Raw genomic sequence first — 17,918 nt, 5'->3', positions numbered from 1 at the left:
TCGATATTGCCATCTCAACATGCGAGATCGCAAGTGGTGTGTATCCACCGAGATCAGACTGACGAACGGAGCAGGTGATGGGCAAGACCCTGGCAGAGAAGGTGTGGGACGCGCATGTCGTGCGTCGAGCCGAGGGTGAGCCTGACCTCCTCTACATCGATCTTCATCTTGTCCACGAAGTGACCAGTCCGCAAGCCTTCGACGGCCTGCGACTGGCCGGCCGCCCGGTCCGTCGCCCGGACCTCACGCTGGCCACCGAGGACCACAACACCCCCACGCTCGACATCGACAAGCCGATCGCCGACCTCACCAGCCGCACGCAGATCGAGACGCTGCGGCGGAACTGTCAGGAATTCGGTGTGAGGCTGCATTCCCTCGGTGACGCCGAGCAGGGGATCGTGCACGTCGTCGGCCCGCAGCTGGGGCTGACGCAGCCGGGTCTGACGGTGGTCTGCGGCGACTCTCACACGTCGACGCACGGCGCGTTCGGCGCGCTGGCGTTCGGCATCGGCACCTCTGAGGTCGAGCACGTGCTCGCCACCCAGACGCTGCCGCTGCGGCCGTTCAAGACGATGGCGATCAATGTCGAGGGAACGCTGAAGCCGGGCGTGACCGCGAAGGACATCATCCTCGCGGTCATCGCCAAGATCGGCACCGGCGGCGGTCAGGGCTACGTCCTCGAGTACCGCGGCGAGGCCGTCCGCGCGCTGTCGATGGAAGCGCGCATGACGATCTGCAACATGTCCATCGAGGCCGGCGCCCGCGCCGGCATGATCGCGCCCGACGACACCACGTTCGCCTACATCGACGGCCGCCCGCACGCGCCGCAGGGCAAGGAGTGGGACGCCGCGCTGGAGTACTGGCGCACGCTCTACACCGACGACGACGCCGTGTTCGACGCCGAGGTGAGCATCGACGCCGACGCGCTCGAGCCGTTCGTCACGTGGGGCACCAACCCGGGGCAGGGGCTGCCGCTGTCGGCGTCCGTCCCCGACCCCGACAGCTTCGCCGACGAGTCCGAGAAGGCCGCCGCCCGGCGGGCGCTGGAGTACATGGCGCTCGAGGCCGGCACGCCGCTGCGCGACATCGCCGTCGACACCGTGTTCATCGGGTCGTGCACCAACGGTCGCATCGAGGACCTGCGCGCCGCGGCCGCCGTCGTCAAGGGCCGCAAGAAGGCCGACACCGTCCGCGTGCTCGTCGTGCCCGGCTCGGCGAGGGTCCGGCTGCAGGCCGAGGAGGAGGGCCTGGACCAGGTCTTCACCGAGTTCGGCGCCGAGTGGCGGCACGCCGGCTGTTCGATGTGCCTGGGCATGAACCCCGACCAGCTGGCGCCGGGCGAGCGCAGCGCGTCCACGTCCAACCGCAACTTCGAGGGCCGCCAGGGCAAGGGCGGCCGCACCCACCTGGTCAGCCCGCTGGTGGCGGCCGCGACGAGCGTGCGCGGCACGCTGTCGTCGCCCGCCGACCTCGAGCCGGCATCGTAGGAGACGTCATGGAGAAGTTCATCCGGCACACCGGCGTCGGTGTCCCGCTGCGGCGCAGCAACGTCGACACCGACCAGATCATCCCGGCGGTGTACCTCAAGCGGGTCACCCGCACCGGGTTCGAGGACGGCCTGTTCGCGGCGTGGCGCGGCGACGACACGTTCGTGCTGAACAACCCGGCGTTCGCGGCCGGCTCGGTGCTCGTCGCCGGTCCCGACTTCGGCACCGGGTCGTCGCGCGAGCACGCCGTCTGGGCGCTCAAGGACTACGGCTTCAAGGCGGTGCTGTCGTCGCGGTTCGCCGACATCTTCCGCGGCAACTCCGGCAAGCAGGGGCTGCTCACCGGCCAGCTCAGCCAGGACGACGTCGAGCTGATCTGGAAGGCGCTCGAGAACGCGCCCGGCACCGAGGTGACCGTCGACCTCGACCAGCGCGTCGTCACCTGTGGCGAGATCGTCGCGCCCATGCAGGTCGACGACTACACCCGCTGGCGGCTGATGGAAGGGCTCGACGACATCGGGCTCACGATGCGCCACACCGACGCCATCGACGACTTCGAGGCGGCCCGCGCGTCGCACAAGCCGCGCACGCTGGTCTGAAGTCCCTGATCCGCTGCCCTCAGCCGTCTATGGTGGGTGAGATGAACTCGCCCGCCGGGCGAGACGGCTGAGGAGCAACGGTGGGGAAGAAGAAACTGATCGACCGCATTGCCGACGGTTTCGACGGCAACCGCGAGGTGGCGCAGCACGCTCTCGACTCCGTCGTCGAGGGCATCCAGCGTTCGCTGGCCGCGGGCGAGAAGGTCGCCGTCAAGGGGCTCGGCGTCTTCGACCGCGACAAGGACAAGAGCGCCAAGAACAAGAAGAAGGCCAAGAAGCGCACGGTGGCCACGTTCAGCCCGGCCGACGAGCTGCAGGACGTCGTCGCGGGCGTGAAGAAGGCGAGCACCCGCGTCCGCGAGTCGCTGTCGCTGGTGCCGGCCCAGGCCGCCGCGGTGGCCGAGTCGGCGACCCGTTCGGTGTCCGGCGCCGCCAAGCAGGTGGCCGACGCCGTCCGCGGCGACAAGGACGACGCGGCGCCGAAGGCCGCTGCGAAGACGGCTGCGAAGGCCCCGGCGAAGAAGGCGGCGTCGACGGCGCGCAAGGTGCCGGCCAGCCGTCCGGCGGCGCCGAAGAAGGCGGCCGGACCGGCCCGCAGGACCACCACGACGGCCGCCAAGAAGACGGCGGCCCCGGCCGCGCGCAAGACGACCGCCGCGAAGAAGACCACGGCGACCGCGGCGAAGAAGACGACGGCGACCGCGGCGAAGAAGACCACGACCGCCAAGAAGACGGCGGCCCGCACGACCACGGCGGCGAAGAAGACCGCCACGACGCCCGCGAAGAAGACCACGGCGACCGCGGCGAAGAAGACCACCGCGACGCCCGCGAAGAAGACGACGGCGACCGCGGCGAAGAAGACCACGGCGACGCCCGCGAAGAAGACGACGGCGACCGCGGCGAAGAAGACGACGGCGACCGCGGCCAAGAAGACCACCGTGACCCCCGCCAAGCGGGCGGCCGCCACGCCGGTCACCCCGGCGTCGACGTCGGCGCCCGGCACCACCACGCCGCCGTCGACGCGCAGCTGAACCCGGCGGCACCCGAGCAGCACCCGAGCCGGGCGGTGGCCACGAGGCCCCGCCCGGCTCGCCGCCGCCCGGACCTAGAGCGCGACGTCGAGTTCGGCCAGCAGCGCGGTCGTCCGCGGCCCCACGCCGAGGCGGCGGGCGTCCCAGAGGTCCACGGCGGTGTCGACGTCGCGGCGGACCGTCGTGACGTCGTCGAGGTCCAGCTCGACGACGCCGGCCAGCCGGTGCGCCGCCCGCGACCGGCCACCGAAGGCCGGCTCGAACGCCGCGCCCGGGCCGGCGGCGTAGCTGGTGGTGCCGACGCCCGCGGCGTCGGCGAGGAACGACCGCGGGTGCGCCGCGGCCGCGTCGAGCACGCGCGCCAGTTCGGCCGGGCGCAGCGCCGGGAGGTCGGCGGAGAGCGTCGCCACGGCGGCCGAGGCGTCGGCCGACCGGGCCACCGCCGCGCCGTGGCGCAGCGCCGCGTTCAGCCCCGCGTCGGGGGTGTCGGCCACCACCTCGGCCCCGAGGGCCACGGCCGACGCGGCCGCCTCGTCGTCGTCGGTCACCACGATGACGCGGGCTACCGGCGGGCAGTCGAGGGCGGCCTGGACGGTGTCGGCGGCGAACGCGCGGGCGAACCGCGGGCGGTGCTCGCCGACGGCGTCGGCGAGGCGGGTCTTGGCGTGCTCGGGTCGCTTGACGGGGATCACGATCGTCCAGCGCTGCGGTGTCGTCATCGGGATCCAGTCTGGCGCATCGGCGCGCGCGGCGCGCCGGTGGCCGGTTCGACTCGCATACCCCCGTGGAGCGACACTGTCTGCGGGCATTCACGTGGGCGGAGGGAGAGGTACGTGGCGGGACCGAGTGCGAACGGACCGGCAGGGGTGGGGTTCGCGTTCAAGTTCATCGCAACCCTGATCCGTCCGTTCCTCATGGCCTTCACCCGGCAGAACTGGCGCGGCGGCGAGAACATTCCGCCGGGCGGCACCGGGGTGATCGTCGCGGGGAACCACATCTCGCACTTCGACCCGCTGTCGTTCGCGCATTTCCTGTGGGACAACGGCCGCGCCACCCGGTACCTCGCGAAGTCCGGCGTGTTCCGCGTGCCGGTGTTCGGCCGGCTCATCACGGCCGCGGGGCAGATCCCGGTCTACCGCGAGTCGCGCGACGCCTCGCAGGCGTACCGGGCCGCCGTCGCCGCCGTGAAGGCCGGCGAGCTGGTCGCGATCTACCCCGAGGGCACCATCTCCCGCGACCCCGCTCTCTGGCCGATGGTCGGCAAGACCGGCGCCGCGCGGGTCGCGCTCGAGACCGGCTGCGACGTCATCCCGGTCGCGCAGTGGGGCGCCAACCACGTGCTGGCGCCGTACTCCAAGCGCATCCGGCTGCTGCCGCGCAAGACGATGTCCGTCGTCGCCGGGCCGCCGATCCCGCTCGACGACCTGCGCGGCCGGCCGGTCGACTCCACCGTGCTGCGCATCGCCACCGACCGCATCATGGCGGCCATCACCGCGCAGCTCGCGCAGATCCGCGGCGAGGTCGCGCCGGCCGAGCGGTTCGACCCCAAGGCGGTCGGGCTGCCGCCGGTCGGCGACCCGAAGCAGCGGCCCCAGGAAGAGCAGCCGGAGGAGCAGCCGTGACCCGCGCCGCCGTCTTCGGGGCCGGCTCGTGGGGGACGGCGTTCGCGCTCGTGCTCGCCGACGCCGGCGCCGACGTCACCATCTGGGGCCGCCGCCCGGAGTTGTGCGACGCCATCAACGCCACCCACACCAACCCCGACTACCTGCCCGGCGTCGGGCTGCCGCCGGCGATCCGGGCCACCCACGACCCCGCCGAGGCCGCGCACGGCACCGACCTCGTCGTGCTGGCGGTGCCGTCGCAGTCGCTGCGCGACAACCTGTCCGAGTGGGCGCCGGCGCTGCCGTCGTCCGCGGCGCTGGTCAGCCTGATGAAGGGGGTCGAGCTCGGCACGGCGAAGCGGATGAGCGAGGTCATCGACGACGTCACCGGCGCCGGGCCCGGCCGCATCGCCGCCGTCTCCGGACCCAACCTCGCTCGCGAGATCGCCCAGCGCCAGCCCGCCGCCAGCGTCGTCGCCGCGGCCGACGACGACCTCGCGAAGGCCATCCAGCGGGCCTGCCACTCGCCGCACTTCCGCCCGTACACCAACCACGACCTCGTCGGGGCGGAGCTGGGCGGCGCGGTGAAGAACGTCATCGCGCTGGCCGTCGGCATCGCCGCCGGTCTCGGCTTCGGCGACAACGCCCGAGCCAGCGTCATCACGCGGGGGCTGGCCGAGACCGCGCGGCTGGGCGCCGCGCTCGGCGCCGACGCGTACACGTTCTCCGGACTGGCCGGGCTCGGCGACCTCGCCGCCACCTGCATGTCGCCGCTGTCGCGCAACCGCTCGTTCGGCGAGCAGCTGGGCCGCGGCAAGACGGTCGCCGAGATCGTCGCCGGCACCCGGCAGGTCGCCGAGGGGGTCAAGTCGTGCGAGTCGATCCTCGACCTCGCCGGCCGCCACGGCGTCGACATGCCGATCGTCCAGCACGTCACCGGGGTGGTCCGGGGCGAGCTCACACCGGCCGAGATGGTGGGGTCGCTGCTGTCCCGGTCGGCCAAGCCCGAACGACACGGGCATTGAGGACGGTAGGGTCGGCGCGGTGAACTACTCGCAGGACCGTCGCATCAGAGTCGCCGTCGTCTTCGGCGGCCGTAGCTCCGAGCACGAGATCTCGTGCGTCACGGCCGGGGGCGTGCTGGCCGCGCTCGACCCGCGCCGGTACGACGTGCTGCCGATCGGCATCACGACGTCCGGCCGCTGGGTGTTGACCTCCGCCGACCCCGCCCACCTGGCCATCAAGGGCCACGCCATGCCGCACGTCGACGACGAGGGCGGCACCGTCGTGCTGCCCGGACGGGGCGAGCTGGCGGTGCAGTCGCCGGGCGAGGTCCCGCACGCGCTGGGCACCGTCGACGTCGTGTTCCCGCTGCTGCACGGCCCGTACGGCGAGGACGGCACCATTCAGGGGCTGCTCGAGCTGGCCGACGTCCGCTACGTCGGGTCGGGTGTGCTGGCCTCGGCCGTCGGCATGGACAAGCACGTCATGAAGCTGCTGCTGGCCGGCGCCGGGCTGCCCGTCACCCGGCACGTCCTGGTGCGCCCGTCGGCGTGGGAGCCGCAGCGCGACCGCGTCATCGCCGAGGCCGAGGCGTTCGGCTACCCGGTGTTCGTCAAGCCGGCCCGCGCCGGGTCGAGCATGGGCGTCAGCAAGGCCCGCGACGCCGCCGAGCTGGAGGCCGCGGTGCTCGCCGCCCGCGAGCACGACCCCAAGGTGCTGGTCGAGGAGGCCGTCACCGGCCGCGAGGTCGAGTGCGGCGTGCTCGAGGGCCAGGGCGGCGGCGAGCCCGAGGCGAGCGTCGTCGGCGAGATCCGCCTCGGCGCCGGGCACGAGCTGTACGACTTCGAGGCCAAGTACCTGCCCGGCGACGACGTGTCGCTCGACATCCCCGCCGACCTCCCGGCCGACGTCGCCGAGCGGGTGCGGCGGATGTCCATCGACGCGTTCCAGGCGCTGTCCTGCGAGAGCCTCGCCCGCGTCGACTTCTTCCTCCGCGACGACGGCTCGCTCGTCGTGAACGAGCTGAACACGATGCCAGGCTTCACCCCGACGTCGATGTTCCCGCAGCTGTGGGCGAAGACCGGCATCGACTACCCGTCGCTGGTCGACCGCCTCGTCGACACCGCCCTGCGCCGTCCCACCGGTCTGCGCTAGGCCGCGTTGCGCGCGTACACCACGACGCCCAGGCCCTCGTGCGTCGTCTCCTCCCAGAGCGTGAAGCCGAGGCGGCGCATGACGGCGATCGACCTCGTGTTGGCCGGGATCGTGATGGAGATCAGCCGCGGCAGGCCCAGCTCGCCGAACGCGTGCTCCATCCACGCTGTCGCGGCCTCGGTGGCGTAGCCGTGCCCCCACGCGTGCGGCGCGAGCCGCCAGCCGATCTCGACGTCGTCGGGGTACCAGTAGTGGCGGTGGATGCCGGTGAAGCCGAGGAACGCGCCGTCGGCGGTCCGTTCCACCGCGGCCAGGCCGTAGCCGTCGCGCAGGTGACCGTCGCGCATCTTCGCCAGCATGCCGTCGGACGCGGCGCGGTCGAGCGGGCCGGTGGTGAAGTGCTCCATGACGGCGGGGTCGGCGTTCATCGCCGCGAACGCGTCGGCGTCGCGCGGCTCGATCGGGCGCAGGGTGAGGCGGTCCGTCGTCAGGGTGGTGGGCATCGTCCGACGCTAGCGCAGGCCGCGCTCCGGGTCGGTGTCGAGGATCGCCGTCGCGAGGTCGGTCAGCACGTTCGCCTCGGGCGCGTAGTCGTCGGGCACGGCGACCTCGATCAGCACCTCGCGGTCGACGGCGGTGAAGAAGATGCCGCCCTCACCCTCGTCGGCCAGCCAGCCGACGCCGTCGACGTCGAACAGCTGGGCGTCCGGGCGGTAGGAGGCAGGCATCGCGACGCCGCAGCGCAGCACGATCGCCGGCTGCCCCCAGGCGGCCACGTACTCCGAGGACGGGTCGACGTCACGCTCGATCGCGTCGTCGACGGTGTCGGGGAGGGCGTCCTGGAGGGCGGCGCAGACGTCCGCGCTGCCGGGCTCGGGTTCGTGCGGCGTGACGTCGACGGCGCCGAACCCGCAGCCGGCCAGCACCGTCGCGAGGAGGATGACGGCCGGCGTCAGATGTGGACGACTGGGCACGTGAGCGTGCGGGTGATGCCGTCGACCGTCTGGACACGGGCGACCACGAGCTTCCCCAGATCGTCGACGTTGCCGGCCTCGGCCCGCACGATGACGTCATACGGGCCGGTGACGTCCTCGGCGAGTGTGACGCCGTCGATCTCGGAGATCTTCCGGGCGACCTCGGCGGCCTTGCCCACCTCGGTCTGGATCAGGATGTAAGCCTGTACGACCACGGGTTTGCCCTCCCACGCGTGTTGTGTGCGAAGGGGTCAACCTATCTGGTCGAGGAAACGTGCGGGAGAAGAGGGAGCGCAGAGAATGCCCGACAGCGTTGGCGAGCTGGGAGAGTTCGGCCTCATCGGCGCCGTGACCGCACGGCTGCCGCAGGGCCAGGACGTCCTCCTCGGCCCCGGCGACGACTCCGCCGTGGTCGCGGCGCCCGACGGCCGCGTCGTGGTGACGACCGATCTGCTGGTGGAGAACCGGCACTTCCGCCGCGACTGGTCCGACCCCTCCGACGTCGGTCACAAGGCGGCCGCGCAGAACCTGTCCGACATCGAGGCGATGGGCGCCCGGCCCACCTCCCTCGTGGTGGGCCTGGGCCTCCCGGCCGACCTCCCGTCGGCGTGGGCGGTCGCGCTCTCCGCCGGCCTGGCCGAGGAGGCCGCCCTGGTCGGCGCCTCCGTCGTCGGGGGTGACGTCGTGCGCTCGCCGCTGGTCGTCGTGTCGGTGACGGCGCTGGGCACGCTCTCCGGTGCCACGCCCGTCACCCGTTCCGGCGCCCGGCCGGGCGACGTCGTCGCGGTGTGCGGGCGGCTCGGCTGGGCGGAGGCCGGCTTCCAGGTGCTGAGCCGCGGGTTCCGCACGCCGCGCCTGGTGGTCGAGGCGCACCGGCGGCCCCAGGTCCCGTACGGCGCCGGTGCGGAGGCCGCTGCCCTCGGCGCCACCGCGATGTGCGACGTGAGCGACGGCCTGCTGGGCGACCTCGGCCACGTGGCCGCCGCGAGCTCCGTCGCCATCGACGTCGACCCCGCCACGCTCGACGTGGCCGCGCCGCTGCGCGAGGTGGCGTCCGCGCTGGGCGCCGACCCGCTCACCTGGGTCCTCACCGGCGGCGACGACAACGCTTTGGTGGCGACGTTCCCCGCGGGGGCCGAGCTGCCCGACCGGTGGACGGTCATCGGCGCTGTCTCCGCCGGCTCCGGCGTGACCGTCGATGGTGCGGAGTACGCGGCGCCCGGAGGCCACGACCACTTCGCCGGCCCCTGACCGTCGACGGCGGCGCTTCGCCAGGCGGCATCCCGACGGCCGCCCGGCGTGCTGGCGCCAGCGCGCCAGCGTTCGCGGCGCGACGTTGTCGGTGCCCGCCCGTAGGGTGGGCCCCACCCGGGCCGGGAGGGGTCGACCTACCACGACGCAACACCGCGCGGCGCTTGCGCAGCGCCGGCGTCCTCGGGCCCGCGCCGCCTTCCACGCCCCGTCGCGTGCCGCTGGGCGACCGTCACCCAGCTCCCGCACCAGGATCATCCAGGTTTTGGGGTGCTATCACGCCCCAAAACCTGGATGATCCTGGAGCAGCGCCGGCCAGCGAAGGACGACCCGAGCGGAGTCGGTAGCCAAGAACTCCACCCACGGCCAGTGAGCGGCCAGCGGACCAGGAGCGCAGCGAGCAGGGGGCCGGGGCCCATTCTTTGGCCGGGCCCCCGACCATGGAAAGCAGCAGGGGGCAGGTCAGCGGTGAGAACCAAGCCGACGGACGCCCGGCGAACCGAGAAACCCAACACACGACAACGAACCGCCCCCCACCAGGGGAGCGGTTCATGGTCGTTCAGGCAAGCGTCAGCGGCGCGCGACTTTGCCGGCCTTGAGGCACGAGGTGCAGACGTTCAGCCGCTTGGGGGTGCCCCCGACGACCGTCCGCACGGTCTGGATGTTCGGGTTCCAGCGACGCGGGGTCCGGCGGTGCGAGTGCGAGATCGAGTTGCCGAAGCCCGGGCCCTTGCCGCAGACATCGCAGGTGGCAGCCACGGAGACTCCTACTGAGACGGATGATGGAAGACAACGGTCAACGTGCCCGCACCAGCACACCCGGCGCGAACAACCGCCCCAGCGTACCGGGCCGCCGCGCCAGATAACAAACCGGCGCGGGGTAGTCTCGCCGGGTGCCACCGGTTCCCGACGCTGAGATCGTGCTGCGCTGGTGTCGCGCCGGCCTGGACGCGCTCGCGGCGGCCCGTGAAGAGATCGACGCGCTGAACGTGTATCCGGTGCCGGACGGCGACACGGGAACCAACCTGTACCTCACCATGGAGGCCGCGCTCCAGCACGCCGAGGATGCCGAGCCGACGCTGGCGGCCACGGCCGAGGCGGCGGCGCGCGGAGCGCTCATGGGCGCCCGCGGCAACTCCGGCATCATCGTCGCGCAGATGCTGCGCGGCGTCGCCGACGTGCTGGGGCGGGAGGGGACGACGCTCGCGGACGGACGAGCGCTCGCCGACGGCCTGGACCGAGCGGCCGACGAGGCACGCCGAGCCGTCGCCGAGCCCGTCGAGGGCACCATCCTCAGCGTGGCCCGCGCCGCCGCCGACGCCGCACTGCGCCGCGCCGAGGCACCGGACCCCACCCTCCCCGCCGTCGCCCTCGCCGCGGCCGCCGCCGCCCACGAGGCCCTCGACCGGACCCCCGCCCAGCTGGACGTGCTGCGCCGGGCGGGCGTCGTCGACGCGGGCGGGCGGGGGCTGACGGTGCTGCTGGACGCGTTCGACACCGTGCTGACCGGACGGCGGCCGCTGCCCCGCCCGCGCACGGTCGGCACCCACACCGTCCCCGCCCCTGCGCTCCCGAGCGCACAAGAGACCACGGGCCCTGCCTACGAGGTCATGTACCTCCTCGACGCCCCACAGGAGCGGATCGACCCGCTCAAGCGGACTCTCGCCGGCATCGGCGACTCGCTGGTCGTCAGCGGCGCCGGCGACGAGTGGAACGTGCACGTCCACACCGACGACGCGGGCGCGGCCATCGAGGCGGGCATCACCGCCGGCCGGCCGCACCGCATCAGCGTCACCTACCTGCCCGTCCAGCACCACCCGCCGGCGACGGCCCAGCAGCGGGTCGTCGTCGCGTTCGCCGCGGGCGACGGGCTGGCCGAGCTGTTCGCCGAGGCCGGAGCGGTCGTCGTCGCGACGGCGACGGGGCACCGGCCGTCCACCGGCGAGATGCTGTCCGCCGTCGACCGCGGCGACGCCACCCGCACGGGCGACGTCGTCATCCTGCCGAACGAGCGCGACGCCGTCCCGGTGGCCGAGGCCGCCGCCGCGGAGCTGCGCACCCACGGCCGGAGGGCGGCCGTCATCCCGACGGTCGCGCAGGTCCAGGGCCTCGCCGCGCTCGCCGTCCACGAGCCGCACCGCGCCTTCGACGCCGACGTCGTCGCGATGACGGCCGCCGCGGGCCAGACCCGCCACGGCGCCGTCACCATCGCCGCGAAGCAGGCCGTGACGATGGCCGGCCGGTGCGAACCGGGTGACGTGCTCGGAGTCGTCGACGGCGACTTCGCGGTGATCGGCGCCGACCTGCTGGAGGTGGCCACCGAGGTGGTCGCCCGTATGCTCGCGGCAGGGGGCGAGCTGGTCACCGTCGTCACCGGCGACGCCGCCGGAGAAGGCCTCGCCGACGGTGTCGCCCGCGCGGTCCGCCGCGGCCACCCCGAAGCCGACACCGTCGTCTACCGCGGCGGTCAACCCCGCTACCCGCTACTGCTCGGAGTCGAGTGATGGTCGGATTCGACACGCAGCTGACCCCCGTGGTCGGCGACAAGACCGCCAAGGCGCTGGCGAAGACGCTGGACCTGCACACCGTCGGCGACCTCATGCGCCACTACCCGCGCCGCTACGTGCAGCGCGGCGAGCTGACCGAGCTCAGCTCCCTGCGCGACGACGAGCTCGTCACCGTCGTCGCGCGGGTGAAGAGCGTGGCGAACCGGCGCATGAAGAACCGCCGCGGCTCGATCCTGGAGGCGGTCGTCACCGACGGCACCGGCGAGCTGCGGCTGACGTTCTTCAACCAGGCGTGGCGCGAGCGCGACCTGCGGCCCGAGCGCATCGGGCTGTTCGCCGGCAAGGTCGGCACGTTCCGCGAACAGCGCCAGCTCGCGCACCCCGAGTACCAGATGTTCCCCGACGACATCACCGACTTCCGGCAGGCGGCCGAGGAGTACGCCGACGAGATCATCCCGGTCTACCCGGCCAGCGAGAAGGTGCCGTCGTGGCTGATCGCGAAGTCGGTCGAGGTGACGTTGCAGCAGCTCGGCGACCTCCCCGACCCGCTGCCCGACGAGGTGCTGCGCAAGCGCCGGCTGCCCGGCCTCGTCGCGGCGCTGAACGCCGTGCACCGTCCGAAGGCCATCGAGAAGGCGTGGACGGCGCAGCGGCGGCTGCGCTTCGAGGAGGCCTTCGTCCTGCAGACGGAGCTGGCCCGGCGCCGCCTGTCGACGGCCGCGCTGCCGGCGAAGCCGCGCCGCGCCACGCCGGGCGGGCTGGTCGACGCGCTGGACGAGCGGCTGCCGTTCGAGCTGACGGAGGGCCAGCGGCAGGTCGGCGACCAGCTGGCCGCCGAGCTGGACACCCCGCACCCGATGCACCGGCTGCTGCAGGGCGAGGTCGGCGCCGGCAAGACCGTCGTCGCGCTGCGGGCCATGCTGGCCGTCGTCGACGCCGGGGGACAGGCCGCGCTGCTGGCGCCGACGGAGGTGCTGGCCCAGCAGCACCACCGCTCGCTGACGGCGATGCTCGGCGAGCTGGCGCAGGCCGGCATGCTCGGCGGCGCCGACCAGGGCACCCGGGTGGCGCTGCTCACCGGCTCGATGTCGACGGCGCAGCGGCGCACCGCGCTGAACGAGATCGTCACGGGCGACGCCGGCATCGTCGTCGGCACCCACGCGCTGCTGGAGGAGAACGTCCAGTTCTTCGACCTCGGCCTGGTCGTCGTCGACGAGCAGCACCGGTTCGGCGTCGAGCAGCGGGCCGCGCTGGCCGCCAAGAGCCGCGACGGAACCCGGCCGCACGTGCTGGTCATGACGGCGACGCCGATTCCGCGGACGGTCGCCATGACGGTCTTCGGCGACCTCGAGATCTCGACGCTGTCCGACGTCCCGCGCGGCCGCGCCGACGTCGCGACGCACGTCGTGCCGGTCGACGAGAAGCCGCACTACCTCGACCGCGCGTGGCAGCGCGTGCGCGAGGAGGTCGAGGCCGGGCACCGCGTCTACATCGTCTGCCCGCGCATCGGCGACGACGACAACGGCTCGGCCGAGGAGGAGCCGCCGCCGGCCGATGACGACAAGCGCCGCCCGGCCGCCGTCCTCGAGCTGGCCGAGCACCTGCGCACCGGCCCGCTGGAAGGCGTCGGCCTGGACGTCCTGCACGGCCGGCTGCCGGCGGAGACGAAGGACGCGGTCATGGCGGCGTTCGCGGCCGGCACGACGCCGGTCGTAGTGGCGACGACCGTCATCGAGGTCGGCATCGACGTGCCGACGGCGTCCATGATGGTCGTCGTCGACGCCGACCGGTTCGGCGTGTCGCAGCTGCACCAGCTGCGCGGGCGCATCGGCCGCGGCGCCATCCCGGGCGTGTGCCTGCTGGTCACCGAGGCGCCCCCGGGCACGCCGGCGCGCGAGCGGCTGGACGCCGTCGCCGGCACCCGCGACGGGTTCGAGCTCTCGCAGGTCGACCTCGAGCACCGCCGCGAGGGCGACGTGCTCGGCGCGTCGCAGTCCGGCCACCGGTCCAGCCTCAAGCTGCTCCGGGTCATCCGCGACGTCGAGATCATCGAGCAGGCCCGCGAGGACGCCGGCGCCGTCGTCGAGGCCGACCCCGACCTCACCGCCCACCCGGCCCTGCTGGACGCCGTCCGGGCCGCGCTGGCCGAGCAGGAGGCCGACTACCTCGACAAGGCGTGAGACCGGGCCGCCCAGGCGATCCCGGACCCCGCCACGGCGGCCGCCAGCAGCGCGGCCAGCCGCAGCGCCGCCGGTGCGCCGTCCAGGGCCAGCGCGCCGCCGTTGCCCAGCAGGAACGCCGTCGCGACGCACCAGCCGACGGCCGCGATGCACAGTGCCGCCACCAGGTGCGCCGCCCAGGCCGCGTACACCCCGACGGCGATCACCATGAGCCCCACGCGGACGTCGCCGTGCGCGGCGGGGACGGCGAGCGCGGCCGCGCAGCCGCCGGCGGCCAGGACGGCGTACCCGACGGCCAGCACGACCTCCAGCGGCCAGCCGGCGGCCCGGGCGACGAACGGTGCGGGGGAGTCGGTCACCGGCCCAGGCTCCGCCACGCCACGGCGGAGGGCGGCGCTCCCCACGGGTTCCTGACGCCGCACGCGCGAATCTCAACGCTTTCTTGACGCCTGGCGGCCGGATGAGGCGCCGCGGCCGTGCTGGAATCGAGGACGTGATCGTGGACAAGGCCGTCTATCGCGACGGCGAGCGCGAGGAGATCGACGGCGACATCAGCGAGCCGTTCGAGCGGGCGAAGGCGCGCGGCGACTGCTTCCTGTGGATCGGCCTGTTCGAGCCGGCGCACGAGGAGTTCGACCTCATCGTCGACGAGCTGAAGCTGCACCCGCTCGCCGTCGACGACGCCGTCAACGCGCACCAGCGGCCGAAGCTGGAGCTGTACGGCGACACCGTCTTCGCCGTGTTCAAGACGCTCGAGCACCGCTCCGACGCCGCCACGCTCGACGTCGGCGAGATCATGATGTTCATCGGCGACGACTTCGTGATCACCGTCAGGCACGGCGCCATCAACCCGCTCGACACCGTCCGCCACCGCGTCGAGTCGGAGAAGTGGCTGCTCGACGCGGGACCGGCCGGGGTGCTGTACGCCGTCAGCGACCTCATCGCCGACAGCTACACGCGGCTGGCCCGGCAGGTCGAGGCGGACGTCATCGAGACCGAGCGGCTGGTGTTCCAGCCCGGCGCCGCCGACGCCACCGAGGCGATCTACTCGCTGAAGCGGCAGGTCCTGCAGTTCCGCATCGCCGTGGACCCGCTGGTGCCGGTCATGGAGGACCTCACCCGGGGCCGCGTGGCGCTGTGCGCCGGCCTGAGCGAGTACTTCCGCGACATCCTCGACCACCTGCTGCGCGTCGACCGCATGGTGGAGGCGCAGAACGAACTGCTGACGGGCGTGCTGGCGGCCAACCTGTCGCTGGTGACCATGCAGCAGAACGTCGACCTGCGCAAGATCTCGGCGTGGGCCGCGATCGTGGCCGTCCCGACGATGATCGCCGGGGTGTACGGCATGAACTTCGACCACGTGCCCGAACTGCACTGGACCTTCGGCTATCCGCTGGCCGTGGGCGTCATGATAGGCGCGTGTCTGTTGCTCTATCGCAAGCTGCGCCGCAGCGGCTGGCTCTGAGGTCCGTACCACCTGGTACGGTCCGCCGGTGACGCGCATCGTGGCCGGCGCCGCGGGCGGCCGGCGGCTGTCCGTCCCGCCCGGCAACCGCACCCGGCCGACGTCCGACCGCGTGCGCGAGGCGCTGTTCTCGTCGCTGGCGGCGATGTTCGGCGGAAGCCTCGGCGGGTTGCGCGTGCTCGACCTCTACGCGGGCAGCGGCGCGCTCGGCCTGGAGGCGCTGTCACGCGGCGCGGACCACTGCCTGCTGGTCGAGTCCGACGCCCGCGCCGCGGCCGTGATCAGGGCGAACGTCAAGGCGGTGGGCCTGCCCGGCGCGGTGGTCGTGGCGGCCGCGGCGGAACGCACCCTGGCCACGCCGCCGGACGCGCCGTACGACGTCGTGCTGGCCGATCCGCCGTACGCGATGGTTGACGCCGAGTTGAGCGGGGTACTCGTCTCCCTGACGGCGGGCTGGCTCGCTCCGGACGCGGTGGTCGTGGTCGAACGCGACCGCCGAAGCGCGCCGGTGACCTGGCCCGACGACATCGAGCCCGGTCGGGAACGGCGGTACGGCGAGACCGTGCTCTGGTACGGTCGCGCCCGGTGAAATGACACAGGAGGACACGTGCGCCGCTGTCTGTGCCCAGGCTCGTTCGACCCGGTCACGAACGGGCATATCGACGTCATCGAGCGGGCTGCGAGCCTGTTCGACGAGGTCGTCGTCGCCATCGGGGCCAACGAGTCGAAGAAGGGCCTGTTCACGGTCGACGAGCGCATCGACCTGCTCGAGAAGGTGTGCGCGCACCTGCCCGCCGTCCGGGTCGAGAGCTTCGAGGGGCTCTTGGTCGATTTCGCCCGTCAGCGCGATATCCCGGCTGTCGTGAAAGGGCTGCGCGCGGTCACCGATTTCGACTATGAACTACAGATGGCGCAGATGAACCACCGCCTGACGGGACTGGAGACGCTGTTCGTCGCCACCAATCCCGACTACTCGTTCCTTTCGTCCTCGTTGGTGAAAGAGGTAGCGTCCTACGGCGGTGACGTCGCTGGGCTGGTGCCCGACGTGGTACTCCAGCGGCTGAATGAGAGATTGGGACGCCGGTGATCCTGCTCCGGCACACCTAGGGGGATGGTCATGGAGGTTCATGACAAGATCGCCGAGATCGTCGCACTCGTCGACTCGGCGCGGACGATGCCCATGTCGTCCACCGCAATGGTGAACAAACAACAGTTGCTGACCCTGCTCGACGAGGTCCGCGAGGGGTTGCCGGCGAACCTGCAGGCGGCCGAGGCGGTCCTGGGCCAGCGCGAGGCGCTGCTGATCGAGGCGCGCGGCAACGCCGAGCGCATCCTCGCCAACGCCAACTCCGAGCAGGCCCGCCTGGTGGCCGACCACGCCGTCACGCAGGCCGCCCGGCAGGAGGCCGAGGAGATCCTGCGGCAGGCCCGCGAGCAGGCCGAGAACATCCGCAGCGACGCCGACGACTACGTCGACGCGAAGCTGGCCCGGCTGGAGATCTCGGCGGCCCGCATCGTCGAGACCGTCCGCGACGGCCGCGAGCAGCTGCGTCATCCCACGGCCTACGAAGAGCTGTCGCAACGTCGCAACGGCAACGCGGTCATCGTGCCGCAGCTCGACGGCGCGCAGGACGACTTCAGCGCCGGTTCCGACGGCCGGGCCGAGCAGTTCGGCGCGGACGTCGGCGACCCGCCGGACGAGCCCCGTTCCGGCGAGCACGACGCGCGGCCCGACAAGCTCACGTCGGGTTTGGGATAGCGGGCCGCCGTCTAGTACCATCGGTCGTCGGCCTCACGCTGAGGTCGAGGTTGGCATGCCCTTACCAGCACGAGAGTTGACTACGCTGAGCACGCTCGATCCGCGCGCCCCGTTCGTACTCGCCACGCACGAGCTCGGACGACGGCCAGGGTCGACCCAGAAGGTCGCTCTCACGGTACCGGCACCCGCCGATCTCGGACTCGGTGCTGTGGTCGGGGTGCCCGAAGGGGCCGACATCGAGCTGGACCTGCGGCTCGAGTCGGTCATGGAGGGTGTGTTGGTGTCCGGCACCGTCCGGGCGCCGTTCACGGGCGAGTGCGTGCGCTGCCTGGAGCCCGTCGACGGCGAAGTCGTCGCCGAGGTCCAGGAACTGTACGTCTACCCGGAACGGGCCGACGACCCCGACACCGAGACCGACGACGAAGAACTACGGGTCGAGGACGACCTCCTCGACCTCGAACAACCGGTCCGGGACGCGGTGGTGCTCGCACTGCCGCAGTCGCCGGTCTGCCGAGACGACTGCCCGGGCCTGTGCCCGGACTGCGGCGCCCGGCTGGCCGACGACCCGGACCACACGCACGACACCACCGATCCACGGTGGGCGGCCCTGGCCGGGTTGCTCACCGACGACACGAACGAGACCGGCTCGAACAGGGCCGGCCCGACGGAAGAGAGCTAGCCGTGGCCGTCCCGAAGCGGAAGATGTCGCGCAGCAACACCCGCCACCGCCGTTCGCAGTGGAAGGCGAAGCTGCCGCAGGTCCAGCAGCGCACCGTGAACGGGCGCACCACCTGGGTCGTCGCGCACCGCGCCACCGTGGTCGAGGACTCCCAGGGCACGCCGCTGTTCCTGGAGTACAACGGCCGCCAGGTCGGCGACGTCTGAGGGCTCGCGTAGGAGCCCCCAG

General features: G+C 72.8%; 21 protein-coding genes. 15 read left to right on the top strand and 6 right to left on the bottom strand.

The window, feature by feature from the left end; genetic code table 11:
- The first annotated feature begins 77 nt into the window (after nucleotides 1-77).
- The 3 genes from leuC to BLV02_RS00585 all read left to right on the top strand — a co-directional run bounded on the left by leuC (nucleotide 78) and on the right by BLV02_RS00585 (nucleotide 3,117).
- Nucleotides 78-1,487 carry a 3-isopropylmalate dehydratase large subunit gene (gene leuC, locus BLV02_RS00595; RefSeq protein WP_069114001.1) on the top strand — a complete coding sequence of 470 codons (1,410 nt, stop codon included), beginning with the start codon at nucleotides 78-80 and terminating at the stop codon, nucleotides 1,485-1,487.
- A gap of 8 nt (nucleotides 1,488-1,495) precedes the next feature.
- The gene (leuD, locus tag BLV02_RS00590; protein WP_069114000.1) at nucleotides 1,496-2,086 is read left to right on the top strand and encodes a 3-isopropylmalate dehydratase small subunit; all 591 of its coding nucleotides are present in this window, start codon (nucleotides 1,496-1,498) and stop codon (nucleotides 2,084-2,086) included.
- Nucleotides 2,087-2,166: 80 nt separating this feature from the next.
- A complete protein-coding gene (locus BLV02_RS00585) occupies nucleotides 2,167-3,117 on the top strand; it encodes an HU family DNA-binding protein (RefSeq protein WP_069113999.1) in 951 nt (316 codons plus the stop codon).
- Nucleotides 3,118-3,191: 74 nt separating this feature from the next.
- Here the strand turns inward: BLV02_RS00585 and cofC are convergent, their stop codons facing one another.
- Nucleotides 3,192-3,836, bottom strand: coding sequence for a 2-phospho-L-lactate guanylyltransferase (gene cofC / locus BLV02_RS00580; protein WP_069113998.1), 645 nt, complete (start codon nucleotides 3,834-3,836; stop codon nucleotides 3,192-3,194).
- A 114-nt stretch (nucleotides 3,837-3,950) separates the two neighbouring features.
- Here cofC and BLV02_RS00575 point away from each other — a divergent pair, with 114 nt between their 5' ends.
- Genes BLV02_RS00575 through BLV02_RS00565 form a run of 3 tightly spaced genes read left to right on the top strand, consistent with a single transcriptional unit; the run spans nucleotide 3,951 to nucleotide 6,875 of the window.
- Nucleotides 3,951-4,739, top strand: coding sequence for a lysophospholipid acyltransferase family protein (locus BLV02_RS00575; protein WP_069113997.1), 789 nt, complete (start codon nucleotides 3,951-3,953; stop codon nucleotides 4,737-4,739).
- The gene (locus BLV02_RS00570; protein ID WP_069113996.1) at nucleotides 4,736-5,743 is read left to right on the top strand and encodes an NAD(P)H-dependent glycerol-3-phosphate dehydrogenase; all 1,008 of its coding nucleotides are present in this window, start codon (nucleotides 4,736-4,738) and stop codon (nucleotides 5,741-5,743) included. The genes BLV02_RS00575 and BLV02_RS00570 overlap by 4 nt, the downstream gene beginning before the upstream one ends.
- A 19-nt stretch (nucleotides 5,744-5,762) precedes the next feature.
- Nucleotides 5,763-6,875, top strand: coding sequence for a D-alanine--D-alanine ligase family protein (locus BLV02_RS00565; protein WP_069113995.1), 1,113 nt, complete (start codon nucleotides 5,763-5,765; stop codon nucleotides 6,873-6,875).
- Here the strand turns inward: BLV02_RS00565 and BLV02_RS00560 are convergent.
- From BLV02_RS00560 to BLV02_RS00550, 3 genes are read right to left on the bottom strand one after another with little or no spacing between them, the layout of a single operon-like run.
- The gene (locus BLV02_RS00560) at nucleotides 6,872-7,378 is read right to left on the bottom strand and encodes a GNAT family N-acetyltransferase (protein WP_069113994.1); all 507 of its coding nucleotides are present in this window, start codon (nucleotides 7,376-7,378) and stop codon (nucleotides 6,872-6,874) included. The genes BLV02_RS00565 and BLV02_RS00560 overlap by 4 nt on opposite strands.
- Before the next feature lie 9 nt (nucleotides 7,379-7,387).
- The gene (locus BLV02_RS00555; protein WP_069113993.1) at nucleotides 7,388-7,849 is read right to left on the bottom strand and encodes a DUF3515 domain-containing protein; all 462 of its coding nucleotides are present in this window, start codon (nucleotides 7,847-7,849) and stop codon (nucleotides 7,388-7,390) included.
- A complete protein-coding gene (locus BLV02_RS00550) occupies nucleotides 7,828-8,064 on the bottom strand; it encodes an Lrp/AsnC family transcriptional regulator (RefSeq protein WP_069113992.1) in 237 nt (78 codons plus the stop codon). Before BLV02_RS00550 ends, BLV02_RS00555 begins: the two co-directional genes overlap by 22 nt.
- 85 nt (nucleotides 8,065-8,149) lie before the next feature.
- On the opposite strand from BLV02_RS00550, the gene BLV02_RS00545 reads away from it, so the two are divergent.
- Entirely contained in the window at nucleotides 8,150-9,100 is a 951-nt protein-coding gene (locus BLV02_RS00545; protein WP_069113991.1) for a thiamine-phosphate kinase, read from the top strand.
- Nucleotides 9,101-9,670: 570 nt separating this feature from the next.
- On the opposite strand, the gene rpmB is transcribed toward BLV02_RS00545, so the two are convergent.
- The gene (gene rpmB, locus BLV02_RS00540; RefSeq protein ID WP_046771409.1) at nucleotides 9,671-9,859 is read right to left on the bottom strand and encodes a 50S ribosomal protein L28; all 189 of its coding nucleotides are present in this window, start codon (nucleotides 9,857-9,859) and stop codon (nucleotides 9,671-9,673) included.
- Between the two features lie 134 nt (nucleotides 9,860-9,993).
- Here rpmB and BLV02_RS00535 point away from each other — a divergent pair, with 134 nt between their 5' ends.
- Nucleotides 9,994-11,604: a DAK2 domain-containing protein gene (locus BLV02_RS00535; protein ID WP_069113990.1), complete on the top strand. Its 1,611-nt coding sequence runs from the start codon at nucleotides 9,994-9,996 to the stop codon at nucleotides 11,602-11,604.
- Nucleotides 11,604-13,787, top strand: coding sequence for an ATP-dependent DNA helicase RecG (gene recG, locus BLV02_RS00530; protein ID WP_069113989.1), 2,184 nt, complete (start codon nucleotides 11,604-11,606; stop codon nucleotides 13,785-13,787). Before BLV02_RS00535 ends, recG begins: the two co-directional genes overlap by 1 nt.
- Here recG and BLV02_RS00525 read toward each other — a convergent pair.
- Nucleotides 13,769-14,146, bottom strand: a complete 378-nt coding sequence (locus tag BLV02_RS00525) for a hypothetical protein (RefSeq protein ID WP_069113988.1) — start codon at nucleotides 14,144-14,146, stop codon at nucleotides 13,769-13,771. The genes recG and BLV02_RS00525 overlap by 19 nt on opposite strands.
- A gap of 134 nt (nucleotides 14,147-14,280) precedes the next feature.
- Here BLV02_RS00525 and BLV02_RS00520 point away from each other — a divergent pair, with 134 nt between their 5' ends.
- The 6 genes from BLV02_RS00520 (at nucleotide 14,281) to rpmF (ending at nucleotide 17,896) form a co-directional block, all read left to right on the top strand.
- Nucleotides 14,281-15,252, top strand: coding sequence for a magnesium and cobalt transport protein CorA (locus tag BLV02_RS00520; RefSeq protein WP_069113987.1), 972 nt, complete (start codon nucleotides 14,281-14,283; stop codon nucleotides 15,250-15,252).
- A gap of 28 nt (nucleotides 15,253-15,280) precedes the next feature.
- Nucleotides 15,281-15,841, top strand: coding sequence for a 16S rRNA (guanine(966)-N(2))-methyltransferase RsmD (gene rsmD / locus BLV02_RS00515; RefSeq protein ID WP_069113986.1), 561 nt, complete (start codon nucleotides 15,281-15,283; stop codon nucleotides 15,839-15,841).
- A gap of 18 nt (nucleotides 15,842-15,859) precedes the next feature.
- Nucleotides 15,860-16,339: a pantetheine-phosphate adenylyltransferase gene (gene coaD, locus BLV02_RS00510; RefSeq protein ID WP_069113985.1), complete on the top strand. Its 480-nt coding sequence runs from the start codon at nucleotides 15,860-15,862 to the stop codon at nucleotides 16,337-16,339.
- 30 nt (nucleotides 16,340-16,369) lie between these two features.
- Entirely contained in the window at nucleotides 16,370-17,011 is a 642-nt protein-coding gene (locus BLV02_RS00505) for a F0F1 ATP synthase subunit B family protein (RefSeq protein ID WP_069113984.1), read from the top strand.
- A 76-nt stretch (nucleotides 17,012-17,087) separates the two neighbouring features.
- Nucleotides 17,088-17,690 (top strand): YceD family protein, encoded by a 603-nt coding sequence (locus BLV02_RS00500; protein ID WP_342762375.1) that lies wholly within the window; start codon nucleotides 17,088-17,090, stop codon nucleotides 17,688-17,690.
- 2 nt (nucleotides 17,691-17,692) lie between these two features.
- A complete protein-coding gene (gene rpmF, locus BLV02_RS00495; RefSeq protein ID WP_053205413.1) occupies nucleotides 17,693-17,896 on the top strand; it encodes a 50S ribosomal protein L32 in 204 nt (67 codons plus the stop codon).
- Nucleotides 17,897-17,918 lie beyond the last annotated feature (22 nt).

Source organism: Jiangella alba (assembly GCF_900106035.1).
Lineage (GTDB): Bacteria > Actinomycetota > Actinomycetes > Jiangellales > Jiangellaceae > Jiangella > Jiangella alba.
Note: the sequence above shows the minus strand (reverse complement) of the source record. Positions and strands in the feature narration are given on the sequence as shown.